Annotated in this window: 20 protein-coding genes and 1 pseudogene; 7 read left to right on the top strand and 14 right to left on the bottom strand. The window is 57.4% G+C overall.

All coding sequences use genetic code 11. The features are described 5' to 3' along the window. The 3 genes and pseudogenes from RRF55_RS10015 to RRF55_RS10005 form a co-directional block, all read right to left on the bottom strand. Positions 1-688, bottom strand: a pseudogene (locus tag RRF55_RS10015) (peptidylprolyl isomerase); the annotation flags it as partial. Next, positions 685-1,095 (bottom strand): hypothetical protein, encoded by a 411-nt coding sequence (locus RRF55_RS10010; RefSeq protein ID WP_004145917.1) that lies wholly within the window; start codon positions 1,093-1,095, stop codon positions 685-687. The pseudogene RRF55_RS10015 and the gene RRF55_RS10010, both read right to left, overlap by 4 nt. 247 nt (positions 1,096-1,342) lie before the next feature. Further along, the gene (locus RRF55_RS10005) at positions 1,343-1,690 is read right to left on the bottom strand and encodes a YacC family pilotin-like protein (protein WP_002888808.1); all 348 of its coding nucleotides are present in this window, start codon (positions 1,688-1,690) and stop codon (positions 1,343-1,345) included. Positions 1,691-1,835: 145 nt separating this feature from the next. Between RRF55_RS10005 and cueO the strand changes: the two genes are divergently transcribed. Then, entirely contained in the window at positions 1,836-3,434 is a 1,599-nt protein-coding gene (gene cueO, locus RRF55_RS10000) for a multicopper oxidase CueO (RefSeq protein ID WP_064153124.1), read from the top strand. A gap of 83 nt (positions 3,435-3,517) precedes the next feature. On the opposite strand, the gene RRF55_RS09995 is transcribed toward cueO, so the two are convergent. After that, a complete protein-coding gene (locus RRF55_RS09995) occupies positions 3,518-5,908 on the bottom strand; it encodes a glucose/quinate/shikimate family membrane-bound PQQ-dependent dehydrogenase (protein ID WP_064153123.1) in 2,391 nt (796 codons plus the stop codon). Between the two features lie 80 nt (positions 5,909-5,988). On the opposite strand from RRF55_RS09995, the gene RRF55_RS09990 reads away from it, so the two are divergent. Both RRF55_RS09990 and hpt read left to right on the top strand, forming a co-directional pair. Continuing rightward, positions 5,989-6,108 (top strand): hypothetical protein, encoded by a 120-nt coding sequence (locus RRF55_RS09990; RefSeq protein ID WP_012542835.1) that lies wholly within the window; start codon positions 5,989-5,991, stop codon positions 6,106-6,108. A gap of 4 nt (positions 6,109-6,112) precedes the next feature. Continuing rightward, positions 6,113-6,649 carry a hypoxanthine phosphoribosyltransferase gene (gene hpt, locus RRF55_RS09985; protein ID WP_002888819.1) on the top strand — a complete coding sequence of 179 codons (537 nt, stop codon included), beginning with the start codon at positions 6,113-6,115 and terminating at the stop codon, positions 6,647-6,649. 59 nt (positions 6,650-6,708) lie between these two features. Here the strand turns inward: hpt and can are convergent, their stop codons facing one another. After that, positions 6,709-7,371 carry a carbonate dehydratase gene (gene can, locus RRF55_RS09980; RefSeq protein ID WP_002888821.1) on the bottom strand — a complete coding sequence of 221 codons (663 nt, stop codon included), beginning with the start codon at positions 7,369-7,371 and terminating at the stop codon, positions 6,709-6,711. 184 nt (positions 7,372-7,555) lie between these two features. On the opposite strand from can, the gene RRF55_RS09975 reads away from it, so the two are divergent. From RRF55_RS09975 to RRF55_RS09960, 4 genes are all read left to right on the top strand, one after another. Next, entirely contained in the window at positions 7,556-8,482 is a 927-nt protein-coding gene (locus RRF55_RS09975; protein ID WP_002888823.1) for an ABC transporter ATP-binding protein, read from the top strand. Next, positions 8,479-9,249 carry an ABC transporter permease gene (locus tag RRF55_RS09970; protein ID WP_002888827.1) on the top strand — a complete coding sequence of 257 codons (771 nt, stop codon included), beginning with the start codon at positions 8,479-8,481 and terminating at the stop codon, positions 9,247-9,249. The genes RRF55_RS09975 and RRF55_RS09970 overlap by 4 nt, the downstream gene beginning before the upstream one ends. Before the next feature lie 122 nt (positions 9,250-9,371). Then, a complete protein-coding gene (locus RRF55_RS09965; protein ID WP_004177394.1) occupies positions 9,372-9,812 on the top strand; it encodes a PTS sugar transporter subunit IIA in 441 nt (146 codons plus the stop codon). Between the two features lie 58 nt (positions 9,813-9,870). Then, on the top strand, positions 9,871-11,124 hold the full coding sequence (locus RRF55_RS09960) for a polysaccharide deacetylase family protein (RefSeq protein ID WP_021314222.1): 1,254 nt from the start codon (positions 9,871-9,873) through the stop codon (positions 11,122-11,124). A 35-nt stretch (positions 11,125-11,159) separates the two neighbouring features. Here the strand turns inward: RRF55_RS09960 and panD are convergent, their stop codons facing one another. From panD to thpR, 9 genes are all read right to left on the bottom strand, one after another. Further along, a complete protein-coding gene (gene panD / locus RRF55_RS09955; protein WP_002888834.1) occupies positions 11,160-11,540 on the bottom strand; it encodes an aspartate 1-decarboxylase in 381 nt (126 codons plus the stop codon). Positions 11,541-11,632: 92 nt separating this feature from the next. Further along, a complete protein-coding gene (gene panC, locus RRF55_RS09950) occupies positions 11,633-12,487 on the bottom strand; it encodes a pantoate--beta-alanine ligase (protein WP_002888835.1) in 855 nt (284 codons plus the stop codon). 11 nt (positions 12,488-12,498) lie between these two features. After that, a complete protein-coding gene (gene panB, locus RRF55_RS09945) occupies positions 12,499-13,290 on the bottom strand; it encodes a 3-methyl-2-oxobutanoate hydroxymethyltransferase (protein ID WP_002888841.1) in 792 nt (263 codons plus the stop codon). A 120-nt stretch (positions 13,291-13,410) separates the two neighbouring features. Next, on the bottom strand, positions 13,411-13,890 hold the full coding sequence (folK, locus tag RRF55_RS09940; RefSeq protein ID WP_004145905.1) for a 2-amino-4-hydroxy-6-hydroxymethyldihydropteridine diphosphokinase: 480 nt from the start codon (positions 13,888-13,890) through the stop codon (positions 13,411-13,413). Next, entirely contained in the window at positions 13,887-15,281 is a 1,395-nt protein-coding gene (gene pcnB / locus RRF55_RS09935) for a polynucleotide adenylyltransferase PcnB (RefSeq protein WP_071526609.1), read from the bottom strand. Before pcnB ends, folK begins: the two co-directional genes overlap by 4 nt. A 62-nt stretch (positions 15,282-15,343) precedes the next feature. Next, complete coding sequence (gene gluQRS / locus RRF55_RS09930) at positions 15,344-16,225, bottom strand: tRNA glutamyl-Q(34) synthetase GluQRS (RefSeq protein ID WP_004177391.1); 882 nt, start codon at positions 16,223-16,225, stop codon at positions 15,344-15,346. 59 nt (positions 16,226-16,284) lie between these two features. Further along, positions 16,285-16,740, bottom strand: coding sequence for an RNA polymerase-binding protein DksA (gene dksA / locus RRF55_RS09925; protein WP_002888845.1), 456 nt, complete (start codon positions 16,738-16,740; stop codon positions 16,285-16,287). Between the two features lie 162 nt (positions 16,741-16,902). Continuing rightward, positions 16,903-17,619 (bottom strand): DNA/RNA nuclease SfsA, encoded by a 717-nt coding sequence (gene sfsA / locus RRF55_RS09920; protein ID WP_002888848.1) that lies wholly within the window; start codon positions 17,617-17,619, stop codon positions 16,903-16,905. After that, a complete protein-coding gene (gene thpR / locus RRF55_RS09915; protein WP_004145901.1) occupies positions 17,619-18,155 on the bottom strand; it encodes an RNA 2',3'-cyclic phosphodiesterase in 537 nt (178 codons plus the stop codon). The genes sfsA and thpR overlap by 1 nt, the downstream gene beginning before the upstream one ends. Positions 18,156-18,181 lie beyond the last annotated feature (26 nt).

Genomic DNA, 18,181 nt, shown 5'->3' with positions numbered 1-18,181 from the left:
CGGCGGCCAGCCGGGTCGCCAGCGGCTGTTTGTCAGCGTTAAGCGCTTTGACCTGCTCAAGAGCGGCCTGTTTCTCTTTTTCCGCAGCGGCCAGTTGGGTCATTAGCGCGTGTTTATCTTTATTAAGCGTGGTAAAGCTGGCGCTGAGGCGTTTATTTTCAGCTTCGGCTTGCTGAATCTGCGTCGTTAATTGCTGGATCTGCTGACGCGCCGCGGCCTGGCTTTGCTGTAGATTATTATTCTGCACAACGCCTGCTTTTTTTATTAATGCCTCTTTTTCTGCAGTAGCGGCGCTTAAGGCGACCTGTAATTCATTAATTCTCTTATTCAACGCCGCTTGCTCATTCGCTCCGGCAGTATCCGTTTGCGGCGTAGCGGCAAGCTGTTTTTTTAATTGCTGTATAAGCTTATCTTTTTGTGCAATCGCCGCCTGCTGGCTGGTGATTCTTTTTTGTAATTGTGAGGTGTTGGTACCGGTTTTTTTATTATCTGCGCTCTGGCGGCTTTCTTGTGTTTGTTTTGCGCTTGCGGCATCGTTTTTTTCTTGCGCCTGAGATTGCTGGGTTTGCTGTTGGGCGTAATCAAGAAAGGCCGGCGCGGCGCCGGCGGTGAAGGGGGTTGAAAGCGCCAGCGCAGCGACGAGCATCAGCAGGGGCGCGTTGAGGGTCAGCGTGGCGGCTCTGTTCATGGCTGTTTGCTTTCACCACGCTGTACCAGGCTATCGATCAGCGTTTTCTGGATATCGGCGCACAGTTTGATGGATTTAAACTGATACATGGAGTCAATGCCAAGCCGGGTAGGATCCGCCACTTTCTCGCGCACGCTATTGTATTGTGACGCCGCGCGCACTAAAGCGTTAAAGTCATTGCTGAGTTTAGTGGCTTGCTGTGGGTTAACCTCTTTTAGCGAATCCAGCGCCTGGCGACAGGATTCAATGCGCGCTTGTTCGCTGGCCGCCCGCTCCTGCTCTGCCTGCTGCTGTGACGTCAGCGGCGTGGCGATCGGTTTAACCGGCTGGCGGGAAGAGGTATTGCTACAGCCGGCTACTAACAGCGCGGCGAGTGGGATAACACGAAGAGTCAGCGAGATATTCACAATTTCAGTCCATGAAGTAGGTATATTTTTACCGGATTCTAGAAGGGTGCTTTTTATTTTGCAATATATGAATAATGATATTTTATTAGTTTTTTAGTCATTCTTCATTATTATGGGTTTACTTTATTTGGCAAATTGATAGGTTCGCAATTAAATAAGGTTTGTTTATATACAATAATAAATATAAATATTTAAAGGGGGAAGTTGAAATGCTAAAGGCGCGGAGCGTTGCCGCCCGCGCAGGGAATTATTTAACGTAAGCCAGCAGGCTGAGCGAATCGCGGGCCAGCGCTTTACATTTTTTCGCCGTCGGAATGTTAATGCCGCTAAGATCGCGATAGCTGTCTTCGCCTAGCGCTTTCATGTTGTAGCTGTCATAGTTGCTCAGGTCCCACTGGTTCTGTTGGGCAAAGAACACCAGCGCGCGACGGATCTGCGTGTTGGGCAGGTTCTGGTAGCCACAGTCGTTTTTCAGAAACACAAAAACCGCGGTTAAATCAGCCATATCTTCCGCTTCGGATTCGCTGAGCGCGTAGCTGTTGGCGGAGAGAGCAAGCAGGCTGCCGAGTACCATTGTTCTGAAAAGCGTCTTCATTTTTTCTACCATTAGATCACCGACGCTTCAAATTAGCATACTTCTTTACACAGCGCCGATCTTTATTCTTACTCTTCTGCTTGACCTTCCCGTTACGGTAGGGTTTAAGCTCAAATATTCGCCCGCAGAATAAAAGGATGTGAATATGCAACGTCGAGACTTCCTCAAACTGACCGCCGCGGTCGGCATGGCCAGCGCATTGCCGTTATGGAGCCGGGCGGTCTTTGCCGCCAGTCGCCCGGCTCTGCCGATACCGTCGCTGTTAGCCGCCGATGCGCGCAACCGCATCGCGCTCAGGATCCAGGCGGGCAAAACGCGGTTTGGCGCCCTGAATGCCACTACCTGGGGCTACAACGGGTCGCTGCTGGGCCCTGCGCTGCAGTTGACGCAGGGGAAAACCGTCACGGTGGATATTACTAACCAGCTGGCGGAAGAGACCACGCTGCACTGGCATGGTCTGGAGGTACCGGGCGAGGTCGACGGGGGGCCACAGGGGGTTATCGCGCCGGGTGCCACCCGCACGGTAAGCTTCACGCCAACGCAGCGGGCGGCGACCTGCTGGTTTCATCCGCATCAGCATGGAAGCACCGGCCGGCAGGTGGCGATGGGCCTGGCCGGCCTGGTGCTGATCGAGGATGAAGAGAGCGGGCGCCTGCTGCTGCCTAAGCAGTGGGGAATCGATGATGTGCCGGTGATCGTCCAGGATAAGAAGTTCACCGCCGCCGGCGAGATCGACTATCAGCTGGATGTGATGAGCGCCGCCGTCGGCTGGTTTGGCGATACGCTACTGACCAATGGGGCCCTCTATCCCGAACATGCCGCGCCGCGCGGCTGGCTGCGCCTGCGCTTGCTGAACGGCTGTAATGCCCGTTCCCTCAATTTTGCCACCAGCGATAAGCGCCCGCTGTACGTAGTGGCCAGCGATGGCGGTCTGTTGGCCGAGCCGGTCAAGGTCGATGAATTGCCGGTCTTGATGGGGGAACGCTTTGAGGTGCTGGTGGACACCAGCGACGGTAAACCTTTCGATCTGGTGACCCTGCCGGTGAGCCAGATGGGCATGGCGATTGCGCCTTTTGATAAACCACAGCCGGTACTGCGCGTCCAGCCGCTGGTCATTCCCGCCTCCGGCAAGCTGCTGGATACTCTGGCCGCTCTCCCGGCGTTACCGTCCCTGACGGGGCTGACGCAGCGTCAGCTCCAGCTGTCGATGGATCCGATGCTCGACCGGATGGGCATGCAGGCGCTGATGGAGAAGTATGGCGACCAGGCGATGGCCGGAATGGATCACGGCATGATGGGGCATGGCGACATGAGCGACATGGGGAATATGCATCACGGCGACATGAGCATGAACCACGGATCCGGCATGGAGCATGGCATGTCGTCAGGCAAGGGCTTTGATTTCCATAACGCCAACCGCATCAACGGCAAAGCCTTCGACATGAATGAGCCGATGTTTGCCGCCGCCAGAGGCCAGTATGAGCTCTGGGTGATTTCAGGTAAAGGCGACATGATGTTGCATCCGTTCCATATCCACGGCACCCAGTTCCGTATCCTCAGCGAAAACGGCAAGCCGCCAGCGGCGCATCGTCGCGGCTGGAAAGACACCGTTCGTGTGGAAGGGGAGGTGAGTGAAGTATTAGTGAAGTTTGATCATCCGGCGCCGAAGGAGTTTGCCTATATGGCCCACTGCCACCTGCTGGAACATGAAGACACCGGGATGATGTTGGGGTTCACGGTTTAAGTCTCTGCGATCTGCTGCCATCCCCTACGGGAAGAAGGACGGAACACCAAAAAAAACGGCAACTTTCGTTGCCGTTTTGCGTTTTATTTGGCGTCATCCGGGAGCGCATAGGCGACAATATAATCGCCCATTTTGGTACCGAACGAGCCGTGACCGCCGGCAGAGATGACAACATACTGTTTGCCATTCACTTCGTAGGTCATCGGAGTCGCCTGACCGCCGGCTGGCAGACGGGCTTCCCACAGCTTCTCGCCGTTGCTCATATTGTACGCGCGCAGGTAGTTATCTGCAGTCGCGCCGATGAACAGGACGTTACCGGCCGTGGAGATCGGACCGCCCAGCATCGGCATCCCCATGGTAAACGGCAGTTTAACCGGCATCGGGAACGGCAGGCTGTCCTGCGGAGTACCGATACGTTTTTTCCATACCACTTCGTTGGTTTTCAGATCCAGGGCGGAGATATACCCCCAGGCCGGCTGTTTGCACGGCAGGCCGAACGGCGACAGGAACGGGTTCAGCGTTACGCCGTACGGGACGCCGTACTGCGGCTGCACGCCGGACTCGGTACCAGAGCCTTTCGCATCTTTCGGCGGCTCCATCGGATTGCCTGGCCCGCGCGGGATCAGTTTTGAGACGAAAGGCAGCGCCATCGGGTTGGCGATAGCCACCTGACGGTTCGGATCGACGGAGATACCGCCCCATTCAAACATCCCCAGGTTACCCGGGAACACCAGCGTGCCCTGCTCAGACGGCGGGGTGAAGATACCTTCATAGCGCAGCTGGTGGAAGATCACGCGGCACACCAGCTGGTCGAACATAGTGGCGCCCCACATGTCCGCGCCGGTCAGATCTTTCTTCGGACGGAAGCTCAGATCGGAGAAGGGCTGGGTTTTGGTAACGTAATCACCTTTGGCAGCGCCCTGCGGTACTGGTTTTTCCGGCGCCGGGACCACCAGCTCGCCGTTACGACGATCCAGCACGAAGATGTTGCCGGTTTTCGCCGGGGCATAGATGACCGGTACGGTTTTGCCGTTGACCTCAATATCAGCCAGCGTCGGCTGGGAAGGCATGTCCATATCCCACAGATCGTGATGGACGGTCTGATAGCTCCAGGCCAGCTTACCGGTGGTGGCGTTCAGTGCCACAATCGAGCTGGCATAACGCTCTTGCTCCGGCGTACGGTTGCCGCCCCAGATGTCCGGAGTGGTCACGCCCATCGGCAGATAGACCAGATCCAGCTTAGCGTCGTAGGCGGCAGGCGCCCATGAGTTCGGCGAGTTGAGCGTGAAGTGATGTTCATCGCTCGGGATGGCGTTCGGATCTTTCGCACCCGGATCGAAGGCCCACAGCAGTTTACCGGTATTCACATCAAAGCCGCGGATCACGCCTGACGGCTCGCGGGTAGAGAAGTTATCGGTGACCGCGCCGGCAATCACGATGGTTTTATCGGTGATGATCGGCGGTGAAGTGGGTTCATACATGCCCGGCGTGGTGACCGGCATGTTGGTCTGCAGATTGAGAATACCTTTATTAGCAAAGGTTTCGCACAGCTTACCGTTGTCGGCGTTTACCGCGAACAGGCGACCATCGTTCACCGGCAGGATAATGCGGCGCGGACAGTCGGCGACGACGTCGGCAGGGGCGTTATCCGCTTTCGCTTCGTGATAAGAAACACCGCGGCAGGTGACGTGCTGGAACGACGGATCGGCGTTCAGCTGCGGGTCAAAATGCCACTTCTCTTTACCGGTGGCGGCGTCCAGCGCAAACAGGCGCTGGTGAGCGGTACACAGGAAGAGCGTATCGCCGACTTTAATCGGCGTCACTTCGTTAGTGATTTCACCCGGATCGTTCGGCTGTTTCAGGTCGCCGGTGCGGAACACCCAGGCTTCCTTCAGGTTCTTCACGTTATCGGCGTTAATCTGCTTCAGCGGGGAGAAGCGCTGCCCTTCCTGGTTACGGCCATAGGCCGGCCAGTCGCCGTCGGCGACGGTGGAAATCGGTACGGCCGGCGTAGCGTCGGCGCTCAGGGTGCCGTTGACTTCCTGCGGGTCGTTAAAACCAGCCCAGGTCAGCATGCCGCCGCTGATCAGCAGGGCGACGACCAGCGCGCCAACGGCGCCAGCGGAAGGCACCGGCAGACGACGCCAGACAAAGGGCAGGATCAGCCAGATGCCAAAGAAGACGAGGATATCGCTACGCGGCGTCAACGCCCAGAAGTCGAAACCAACCTCCCAGACGCCCCAGATCATGGTCGCCAGCAGCAGCGCGGCGTACAGCCACAGCGCAGCGCGCTTGCCGCGGAACAGCATTACGGTCACGCCCAGCATCACCAGCCCAGCGATAGGGTAGTACCAGGAGCCGCCAAGCACGACCAGCCATGCCCCGCCGATTAATAGATAGAGGCCGCAGAACGCTGCAAATAGCGCAGTCAGCGTCACCAGGAGCCTTGATTGTTGAGACTTTGTTTCAGCCATAAAAAGTTACTCATGTGTTTGTTAAATTTTTTAACTGCAATTAATTATAGGATTTAACAAGTGTGATCGGAATCACAAATATGGCTTTATTAATCCCTGCACCGAAGATTTCTTTTTGCTGGTATACTGGATGGCTTGCCGGTCATCGTCGGGGCGAAAGCAGCGGCTTTGATGATTTATATTTAGAATCAAATGGTTAGTATTATGAAACATACTGTAGAAGTGATGATCCCGGAATCCGAGATCAAAGCGCGTATCGCGGAACTGGGTCGTCAAATCAACGAACATTATCAGAACAGCGGCAGCGAAATGGTGCTGGTGGGGCTGCTGCGCGGCTCGTTTATGTTCATGGCCGACCTGTGCCGTGAAGTGCAGGTGCCGCATGAAGTCGATTTTATGACCGCCTCCAGCTACGGCAGCGGCATGTCCACCACTCGTGATGTGAAAATCCTTAAAGATCTGGATGAAGACATCCGTGGTAAAGACGTTCTGATCGTGGAAGACATCATCGACTCCGGCAATACCCTGTCTAAAGTTCGCGAAATCCTCAGCCTGCGCGAGCCGAAATCGCTGGCCATTTGTACGCTACTTGATAAACCCAGCCGCCGCGAAGTGAACGTCCCGGTTGAATACGTCGGTTTCGCGATTCCGGATGAGTTCGTGGTGGGCTACGGTATCGACTATGCTCAGCGCTACCGCCATCTGCCGTATATCGGCAAAGTCACCCTGCTGGACGAGTAAGGGGATATCCCACTCTGGACAGCGCACGCCGCGCTCTCCAGGGTGGCGAAGTCTGAAGGCTATCTGTGGTTGATGTGCTTGATCTTGAGGTTGGAGATCCCGTGGCGATAGCGCTGTTCGAGGGTTTCCCTGCTCACAGCGGTGACATCCAGATCGCGCAGCAGTCCGTCGTGAATCCCGTAAGCCCAGCCGTGGATGGTCACCTTCTGTCCGCGCTTCCACGCGGATTGCATAATCGTCGAATGTCCCAGATTGTACACCTGTTCCATCACGTTCAGTTCACAAAGGGTATCCAGACGGCGCTCCTCTGGCATTTCACCGAGCAGCGAGCTGTGCTTAAACCAGATATCGCGGATATGCAGCAGCCAGTTGTCGATAAGCCCCAGCTCCGGGTTCTCCACCGCCGCCTGCACGCCGCCGCAGCCGTAGTGGCCGCAGATAATAATGTGCTCGACTTCCAGGACATCGACGGCATACTGCACCACCGACAGACAATTGAGATCGGTGTGGATCACCAGGTTCGCTACGTTACGATGCACGAACAGTTCGCCAGGCTCCAGGCCGGTGAGTCGCTCAGCGGGAACGCGGCTGTCCGAACAGCCAATCCACAGGAAGCGCGGTTTCTGCGTCTGCGACAGTTTCTCAAAAAAGCCGGGGTCCTCTTCCACCAGCATTTTTGACCATAGTGCATTGTTGCTGATGAGTGTATCTATATCATTCATGGACGTTATCGGCCTGTAACCAAGTAAGTGCGTTGCGCTAATATAGGGTAAGCTCACCTTTTTTAAAACCATCTTAACCCGTGATACTTCAGGCTGCAGATGCGTTGGCGGCGTCAGCGCCGGTCCAGCGCAAACGTGAGTCAGGCGGGTTAATGACGTGTCACGACACGAGAAGAGATATTTAATGACCATTGCTCTGGAATTAAAACAGCTCAAAAAAACCTATCCCGGCGGGGTTCAGGCGCTGCGGGGGATCGACCTGCAGGTCGAAGCGGGGGATTTTTATGCCCTGCTGGGCCCGAACGGGGCCGGAAAATCCACGACCATCGGCATCATCAGCTCGCTGGTGAACAAAACCTCTGGTCAGGTCAATGTCTTTGGCTACGATCTGGAGAAAGACGTCGTCAATGCCAAGCGCCAGCTTGGCCTGGTGCCGCAGGAGTTTAACTTCAACCCGTTCGAAACCGTGCAGCAGATCGTCGTTAACCAGGCGGGCTACTACGGCGTTGAGCGTAAAGAAGCCCTTTCCCGCAGTGAAAAGTATTTAAAACAGCTCGACCTGTGGGAAAAACGCAACGAACGCGCGAGGATGCTCTCCGGCGGGATGAAGCGCCGTCTGATGATCGCCCGCGCGTTGATGCATGAGCCGAAGCTGCTGATCCTCGACGAACCGACCGCCGGCGTCGATATTGAACTGCGTCGCTCGATGTGGGGCTTTCTCAAGGATCTCAACGATCGCGGAACCACCATTATCCTGACCACCCACTATCTCGAAGAGGCCGAAATGCTATGTCGCAACATCGGCATCATCCAGCACGGCGAGCTGGTGGAAAACACCTCGATGAAAGCGCTGCTGTCGAAGCTGAAGTCAGAGACCTTTATTCTTGACCTCGCGCCAAAAAGCCCGGTGCCGAAGCTCGAAGGCTACCAGTACCAGCTGGTCGATACCTCGACGCTGGAAGTGGAGGTTCTGCGTGAGCAGGGAATTAACAGCGTCTTCGCGCAGCTGAGCGCCCAGGGGGTGCAGGTACTGAGTATGCGTAACAAAGCTAACCGTCTGGAAGAGCTGTTTGTCACGCTGGTGCATGAGCGAAAAGGAGAATCAGCATGATGCAGCTTTATTGGGTCGCGCTGAAAAGCATCTGGACCAAAGAGATCCACCGTTTTATGCGCATCTGGGTACAGACGCTGGTGCCGCCGGTGATCACCATGACCCTGTATTTCGTGATCTTTGGCAACCTGATCGGCTCGCGCATTGGTGAGATGCATGGTTTTACCTATATGCAGTTTATCGTCCCAGGCCTGATCATGATGGCGGTGATCACTAATGCTTACGCCAACGTCGCCTCATCCTTCTTCAGCGCCAAGTTTCAGCGCAATATTGAAGAGCTGCTGGTGGCGCCAGTGCCGACGCATGTGATCATCGCTGGCTACGTGGGCGGCGGGGTAGCGCGAGGACTGTGCGTAGGTATCCTGGTGACCGCGGTGTCGCTATTCTTTGTGCCGTTCCAGGTTCACTCCTGGCTGTTTGTCGCCCTGACGCTGCTCCTCACCGCGGTGCTGTTCTCGCTGGCCGGGCTGCTGAACGCGGTGTTTGCCAAGACCTTCGATGACATTAGCCTGATCCCGACCTTTGTGCTGACGCCGCTGACCTATCTCGGCGGGGTGTTCTACTCGCTGACCCTGCTGCCGCCGTTCTGGCAGGGGCTGTCGCATCTGAACCCCATCGTCTACATGATCAGCGGTTTTCGCTTCGGCTTCCTCGGTATCAACGACGTCCCGCTGGCGACCACCTTCGCCGTGCTGGTGGTGTTCATTGTCGCCTTCTATCTGCTGTGCTGGTCGTTAATTCAGCGCGGTCGCGGCCTGCGTAGCTGATACTCATCATGGTTAGCGCTTCCTGAAGTAAATATGCGAAGCGCTAACCGCTTATCTTTGACTCCCATCACCGATACGTCATCTTCACCTTGCTACATTATTCGCTGGCTAAGGAGGGAAGCATGCTCGGATGGGTCATTACCTGTCACGATGAGCTGGCGCAGGAGATGCTGGATCGTCTTGAACAAAAGTTTGGTCCGCTGGCCCAGTGCCGGGCGGTCAATTACTGGCGCAATCTCAGCAGCAATATGTTGAGCCGGATGATGTGCGATGCGCTGCATGCCACCGACTCCGGGGACGGGGTCATTTTTCTCACTGACAAAACCGGTGCGGCGCCTTATCGGGCCGCGGCGCTGATGAGTCACAAACATACCCACTGCGAAGTGATCTCCGGCGTCAGCTATCCACTCCTTGAGCGAATGTATCTCCTGCGAGGCACGTTAAGCAGCGTGGCGTTTCGCCAGGCGATCGTCAGCGCGGGCGGGCCGATGGTGAGCAGCCTGTGGCATCAGCAGCAGAAGAACCCCCCGTTCCGGTTGCGCCATGATGCCTGGGGAAATTAAGCAGCGGGACAGATACCGCTTTTGTTACAATAACCGCCGTTGATAGTATAACGGTTTGATGCGTATGCTTGCCCGATTTTTGACCCTGCTTCTTTTCCTGACCTCACTCAGCGCCTCCGCCAGCCTGCTTAGCCAGCAGGGCAAGGCTGTGCGCTATATGCAAACCACCGAAAACGCGGTCATCTGGGCGCAGGTGGGAAACCATGTGGTCAGCGTCGGCAATGTTCGTGCCGGGCAGATCCTCGCAGTCGTCCCGACGGCGGCTGACTACTATGAGTTTCGTTTCGGCTTTGGCACCGGGTTTATTGATAAAGGGCATCTCGAGCCGGTGCAGGGCAAGCAGCGGGTGGAGGACCGTCTGGGGGATCTTAATAAACCGCTGAGTAACCAAAATTTACTCACCTGGAAAGATACACCGCTCTATGACGCTCCCTCGGTAAGCAGCGCGCCGTTCGGCACGCTGGCCAACAATCTGCGCTATCCGATCCTCAGCAAGCTGAAGGACCGGCTCAATCAGACCTGGTTTCAGATCCGCATTGGCGACCGGCTGGCGTGGGTCAGTAGTCTGGACGCGCAGGAGGATCACGGTATTCCCGTGCTGACCTATCACCATATTCTGCGCGATGAAGAGAACACCCGTTTTCGTCATACGTCGACCACCACCTCGGTTCGCGCCTTCACGAATCAGATGACCTGGCTGCGCGATCAGGGCTATACCACGCTGACCCTGTATCAGCTGGAAGGCTATGTGCGTAATAAAATCAATCTCCCGGCGCGGGCGGTGGCGATCACTTTCGATGATGGCTTGAAATCGGTGAACCGCTACGCCTATCCGGTGCTGAAACAGTACGGTTTCCATGCCACCGCGTTTATTATCTCCTCGCGTATTAAGCGCCATCCGCAGAAGTGGGATCCGAAATCCCTGCAGTTTATGAGCATTTCCGAGCTACGCCAGATCCAGGACGTCTTTGATATTCAGTCGCATACTCACTTTTTGCATCGGGTTGACGCCGGCCGGCGGCCGATTTTATTCAGTCGCAATTACCATAATATTCTGTTTGATTTCGCCCGCTCGCGCCGGGCGCTGAGCCAGTTTAATCCGCACGTTCTCTACCTTTCCTATCCCTTCGGCGGCTATAACGCTACGGCGGTGCAGGCGGCGAATGACGCCGGGTTTCATATGGCGGTAACGACGGTGCGTGGGAAGGTGAAGCCGGGGGACAATCCGTTTCTGTTAAAGCGGTTATATATCTTACGCACGGATTCGCTGGAGACGATGTCGCGGCTGATCAGTAACCAGCCGCAGGGGTAATACCGACGCTGCGCCTGAGCGCAGCGTCGCGGCCATCAGGCGACCTGTACCGGAATAGCTTTTGCCTGGCGCTTCATTTCGTTGTCGCCTTCGAAGTAGGCGATGTTAGGCTGCCAGCTGCGCGCCTCTTCGTCCGACATGGTAACGAAGCTGGCGATGATCAAAATATCGCCGACGCTGGCGCAGTGCGCGGCGGCGCCGTTAACGGAGATGATCCGGGAGCCCCGCTCGGCGGCAATGGCGTAGGTGGAGAAACGGTTGCCGTTGGTGACGTTCCAGAGGTGAATAGTTTCATTCTCCAGAATACCGGCCGCATCCAGGAAGTCCTGGTCAATGGCGCAAGAACCTTCATAGTGCAGGTCCGCCTGCGTGACTTTTACGCGGTGGAGCTTGCCCTGCAGCATATTACGCATCATAACTTCTACCCTTCAACCTTAATGTAGCAGAGCGGACACGGCGCCCGCCCTGAGAAAAGCCCGGGCAGTATTGCCCGATTTTTACCCGCTGTCTACTGAGCGAGCGTGACGATCCGGTTGTCGATCAGGCGGGCCTGCCCCAGCCAGGCGGCCATCAGGATCACCGCGCGCTGGCTGGCATCGGTCAGCTCAAGCAGGGTGTCGGCATCGCGGATCTGAATGTCGTCGGCGCGGAAGCCTTTCTCATTCAGCTCTTGTTCAGCGATAGCGATGATCTCATCGAGCTGCCGATCGCCGGCGGCCAGCTTTTCCGCCACCGCGCTCAGCACTTTATACAGACCAGGCGCGATTTTGCGCTGGTCGGCGGTCAGGTAGCCGTTACGCGAACTCAGCGCCAGGCCATCTTTCGCGCGGACGATCGGCACGCCGATGATCTCAATGTCGTAGCCCATGTCGGCGACCATCTTGCGGATCAGCGCCAACTGCTGGAAGTCTTTCTCGCCGAAGCAGGCGACGTCTGGTTGAACAAGGTTGAACAGCTTACTGACGATGGTCGACACGCCGCGGAAATGGCCCGGGCGGCTGGCGCCTTCGAGCATGGTGGATAATCCCGGAACGTCGACGTAGGTCTGGCCTTCAGTACCCTGGGGGTACACTTCCGCCGGCGTCGGCGCGAAGACAAAGTCGACATGACGTTTGTTCAGCTTTTCGCAATCATCCTGTAAGGTGCGCGGGTAGCGCGCCAGGTCGTCGACGCGGTCAAACTGCATCGGATTGACGAAAATACTGACCACCACCACGTCCGCACTGGCTTTGGCTTCATCAACCAGCTTCATATGACCATCATGCAGGTTGCCCATCGTCGGGACCAACGCGATACGCTTACCTTCCTGACGCAGACGGCGGATATGCTGCCGCAGCAGCAGTACGGATTCAATAATCAGCACAACAAGACTCCTTAATGGAAACTGTGTTCTTCGCCCGGATAGACTCCGGATTCGACTTCGGCAATATACTGCCGCACCGCGGCGCGGATGTCGCCCGCTTCGGCAAGGAAATTCTTGGCAAATTTAGGAATGTGGCCGCCGGTAATGCCGAAAGCGTCATGCATCACGAGGATTTGCCCGTCGGTGACATTGCCCGCGCCGATGCCGATCACTGGAATGGTCAGAGCGTCGGTGATGCGCTTCGCCAGTTCAACCGGCACGCACTCCAGGACCAACAGCTGCGCACCCGCCGCCTCCAGCGCTAACGCGTCTTCAAACAGGGTCTGCGCCGCATCGCCGCGACCCTGCACTTTATACCCACCGAATACGTTCACCGACTGCGGCGTCAGGCCAAGATGGCCGCAAACCGGCACCGCGCGCTCCGCCAGCATCCTCACGGTGTCGGCCAGCCAGGCGCCGCCCTCGAGTTTGACCATATTGGCGCCAGCGCGCATCACGATGGCGGCATTTGCAAAGGTCTGCTCGGGGGTGGCATAGGCCATGAACGGCAGGTCGGCAAGCAGCAGGCTGTTTGGCGCGCCGCGGCGGACGGCGCGGGTGTGATAGGCGATATCTTCCACGGTAACCGGCAGGGTGGAGTCGTGACCCTGCACCGTCATTCCCAGCGAGTCGCCTACCAGCAGCACATTTATGCCTTCATCGGCGAACAGCTTCGCGAAGCTGTGATCGTAGGCGGTAATGGTGGCAAAGCGCTTCTTTTCCTGTTTGCATTTCTGCAGCAGGGCAATGGTGGTCGGTTTCATAACATTTCCTGATGATGAAAGTCATATTAACCGGCATTCTAACAGCAGCATTCAGAGGGGCAATGATTTTGGGCAACCGATTACGACGATCGCCGCAAATGCTAAAAAAGGAAGAGGGGATTACCAGCTGGCGGGCTTTTCCGCGCCGAGATTATCCAGCACGGCGCGCAGCGCCGGTCCGTCAGGAAAGTGAAGGTCCGGGGCGATCTCGAACAGCGGCCAGAGCATAAAGCCGCGGTTTTTCATATCGTAGTGCGGAACGGTCAGGCGCTCGCTGTTAATGACAGCATCGCCAAACAGCATGATATCGAGGTCCAGCGTGCGCGGCCCCCAGCGTTCGGCTTTGCGCACTCGCCCCTGCTGCAGTTCGATGCGCTGAGTATGATCGAGCAGCGTCTCGGGGGGCAGGGCGGTTTCCAGCGCAACGGCGGCGTTGAGATAGTCCGGCTGATCCTGCGGGCCCAGCGGCGGCGTGCGGTAGAACGAAGAGACGGCGACCACGCGGCTGTGCGGAATTTCGCCCAGGGCGCGGATAGCCGCCTGCGCCTGCTCCAGTGGAGAAGCAAGGTTGCTGCCAAGAGCGATATAGACCAGAGTCATGCGCTACCCTGGCGCGGCGCGCGCTTGCGCGGACGACGGTGACGACGGCGCGGCGCCGGATCGTCCCCGAGGTCGTTGAGCATATCTTTTTGCGCCGGCGGCGCGGCGACCTGGAATTCGCCCCACCATTTGGTCAGGCGCTGCAGTTCGTGGTTGTTCTCGGCGCCGGCGCGTAGCTCCAGCAGGTCATAGGCGGCGCGGAATTTCGGATGCTCCATCAGCTTCCAGGCGCGTTTGCCCTGACGACGGGACATGCGCAGCTGCAGCTGCCAGATATCACGAATAAGGGTGGTGATGCGCTTAGGGATCGCCAGCGTACGGCAGGCTTCGTCCAGCACATCGTTCATCGCCAGGGCGAAGGCGTCGTAGTACGCCAGGCCGCTCTCCTGAGCGATTTTTTGCGCCGTCTCCAGCAGCGGATACCAGAACATCACCGCGAAGAGGAAGGCCGGATTGACGCGCATATCGTTATGAATGCGGGTATCGGTATTCTTCAGCACCTGGCTGATGATCCGCTCCATCGGGCTGTCGCCGCGCTCGGTAAAGTAGCGGGTGATGGTCGGGAACAGCGGCTGGAACAGGCTGTATTCCCGCAGCAGCATGTAGGTCTGGTAGCCATACCCGGCCTGCAGCAGCTTGAGCACTTCTTCGAACAGACGCGCTGGCGGCACATCGTGGAGCAGGGCGGCCAGGCGCGGCAGCGGTTCAGCCGTTTCCGGGCTGATGGTCATATTGAGCTTGGCGGCAAAGCGCACCGCGCGCAGCATGCGCACTGGATCCTCGCGATAGCGGGTTTCCGGGTTGCCGATCAGACGGATCACGCCGTCCTGGAGATCCTTCATGCCGCCGACGTAGTCGCGAACGGTAAAGTCCGCCACGCTGTAATAGAGGCTGTTGATAGTGAAGTCGCGACGCTGGGCATCCTCCTCGATCGAGCCGAAGATGTTGTCGCGCAGCAGCATGCCGTTCTGGCCCCGCTGGGAGGTGACGCGATCGGTGGTATGCCCTTCGTGATGGCCACGGAAGGTGGCGACCTCAATGATTTCCGGCCCGAACATCACATGCGCCAGGCGGAAACGTCGCCCAACCAGACGGCAGTTGCGGAACAGCTTGCGTACCTGATCCGGCGTGGCGTTGGTGGTAACGTCAAAATCTTTTGGCTTTTTGCCAAGCAGCAGGTCGCGGACGCCGCCGCCGACCAGCCAGGATTCGTAGCCCGCCTTGTTGAGGCGGTACATGACCTTGAGGGCGTTTTCACTGATATCTTTGCGGGAAATAGCATGCTGCTCACGCGGGATCACCGTCATAGGCGTTGGTTCGACGGCGGCTTCTGCCTCGCGCTCCTCACGGCTTAGCACCTTACGGCAAAAATTAGCGACTCGGGTAAAAATGGTGCACCTCGTAGTGTCAGACGGACTTCAGATCAACTGTACAGTGTAAAAATAGCGGCTAATCATAGCTCAGCGGGAGCCATTTGAGAATGCTCGATTTTCGCCGGCTGCCAGTTGGCGACGGCCTGGACGAGTAAATCATCGATGCTCAGGGCCTGCCACTCCTCGGGGATCGCCTGATTCAGAAAGCGGAGCGCCCGGACGATTTCGGGGCGCGGATCGCCTTCCGGCAGCGCCGGCGCGTGGTTTTGTTTAGAGAGTTTATTGCCGTCGCCATTGAGAGCCAGCGGCAGATGGAGGTAATCCGGCGCCTGCCAGCCAAAATGCTGATACAGCGAAATCTGCCGCACCGTCGGCTCAATCAGGTCTGCGCCGCGGACAATCTCGGTGATCCCCTGAAAGTGGTCGTCGACCACCACCGCCAGGTTGTAGGCGAACAGCCCGTCGCGACGGTGGATAATAAAATCCTCACGCGCCAGCGGCTCATTGGCGATGAGCGTGCCGCGCAGACGGTCGCTAAACTGCAGCACCGGACGGGTTTGGCGCAGGCGCAGCGCGGCGTTTTCCGCCCCCAGCCCGAGATCGCGGCAGTGGCCGTCGTAGATCCCGCCCACGGCGTGGATCCGCGCGCGGGTGCAAGTGCAGTAATAGCTCAGCCCTTGCTCGCCCAGCCACGTCAGCGCCTCGCGGTAGGCTTCGTGCCGTTGCGACTGCCACAGCACGTCGCCATCCCAGTGCAGACCGTAGTGGTCAAGCTGGCGCAGGATGGTATCGGCGGCACCGGGGACTTCGCGCGGCGGGTCGATATCTTCAATACGAACACGCCAGATGCCCTGGTTCGCGCGGGCTTGCAGGTAGCTGCCGAGCGCGGCGATCAGAGAGCCGAAGTGGAGTTCGCCGGAGGGGGAGGGGGCGAAGCGCCCTATATAGCGTGAGTCAGTCATGGTACGGACAACAGAACCAGGCGGGAGAGACTCCCGCCAGAGAGTGAGGCAGCAGGGGATTAGCCCGCCATCTGTTTTTCGCGAATTTCCGCCAGGGTTTTGCAGTCAATGCACAGATCCGCTGTCGGACGCGCTTCCAGACGGCGAATGCCGATCTCCACGCCGCAGGATTCGCAGTAGCCGAAGTCTTCGTCTTCAACTTTTTTCAGCGTTTTCTCGATCTTTTTGATCAGTTTACGTTCGCGGTCGCGGTTACGCAGTTCCAGGCTGAACTCTTCTTCCTGGGCGGCACGGTCTACCGGGTCCGGGAAGTTAGCTGCTTCATCCTGCATGTGCGATACGGTGCGATCCACTTCATCCCTGAGTTGATTACGCCATGCTTCAAGAATACGCTTGAAGTGCGCCAGCTGGGCTTCGTTCATATACTCTTCGCCCGGTTTCTCTTGGTACGGCTCCACCCCAGCGATGGCGAGAATACTCAGGGACGATGTTTTACGGTTTTGCCCTTCTTGCATGTTGCTTCTCCTTAACACGCACTATCGATCCCCATGTGGGGGAAAATCAGGCCGCTATAAATAGCAGATGCTTTTCCGGATAGCAATTATCTAAACGTTACACTTGACAACCCTGTGAAGAAAAGCGTATTCGCGCTTGCGACCCGAACACTATTTAGCCACTTATTTACCGGGGTTTAACACCACGGCGATCGGCTTATTCAGAGTCATCCTCGTCGTAGAAAGTTCCGCTTTCCAGGCGAGAATTTCCACCCCCTTGTCCTGGGCTTCTGTTAACAGCTGTGCGTATCTGGCATCAATATGATGCGCGGGAGAAAAACGGTCAATTGCCGAATGCAGGACGGCAAATAAAATCACCGCGCGGTCGCCATTTGCCGCGACGGCCATCAGTTCCCGCAGATGCTTCTGACCGCGCGTGGTCACCGCATCGGGAAAATAACCGTATTCTTTCTCCGCCAACGTAACCGATTTCACTTCAATATAGCAGTTTTGTCGGTCATCTGCCTGTAACATAATATCGATACGGCTATTCTCTTCGCCATATTTCACTTCGCTTTTCAGCTGGTTATAGCCTGAAAGTTCAGGAATTATTCCGGCGGAAATCGCCTCTTTCGCCAAAGAATTCGCGCGCAGCGTATTGACGCAAATAACTGCGCCCTGCTGGGTTTCAGTTAATTCCCAGGTGTGGGCATATTTGCGCTTCGCATTGTCCGAGGTGGAATACCAGACGGTGTCGCCCGGGGCGGCGCAGCCGGTCATCGCCCCGGTATTCGGGCAGTGGAGCGTCAGCTCGCGGCCATCGGGGGTGACCACGTCAGCAAGAAATCGTTTGTAACGTTTAAGCAAAATGGCGGGCTGCAACGGCGGATCAAACTGCATCAACTTTCCTTATCAAACGGATAACGTTCCAGCGCCGTGTAGCGCGTGCGCCCCCGGCTAAAGCTGGACTCATAGAGCACGAACTCGTTCACCGGAAATGTCCAGCGAAAGCCGGGGGCCGGGATCGGCACCGCCCGGCGAGCATCGCGCCACAGGGTAATATGCGGGTGAAACGGCTGCGGGCTCTGATAGCAGCCGCTGCGCGCCGCCTGAGCGCGCAACATGCTGGCGAGCTGCAGCAGGCCGCGCGGCGGCTGGCGGGTTCCGAGCCATACCACTCGCGAACGTAGCCACTGTCCGGCATCGTCCAGCGTCAGGGTAAAGCCCGGCTGGCGCAGCCGGCCAGCGAGAGCGGCCAGCGCCCGCTGTTTTTCCGCGCTCACCTCGCCGAGAAACGCCAGCGTCAGATGAAGATTATCCGCCGCGACGGGCCTGCCGGCATCTTCGGGGAAGTGCGTTGCCCGCCACTGGACAATTTGCTTCTGGACGGCAGACGGCAGTTCAAGCGCAAAAAACAGCCTTTTCGGCTCAGACATGATAGAGACTCGGTAATGAATTAGGG

This window comes from Klebsiella sp. K47, from assembly GCF_051858335.1.
Classification (GTDB): Bacteria; Pseudomonadota; Gammaproteobacteria; order Enterobacterales; family Enterobacteriaceae; genus Klebsiella; species Klebsiella pneumoniae.
This window is presented reverse-complemented; position numbering and strand designations above follow the sequence as displayed.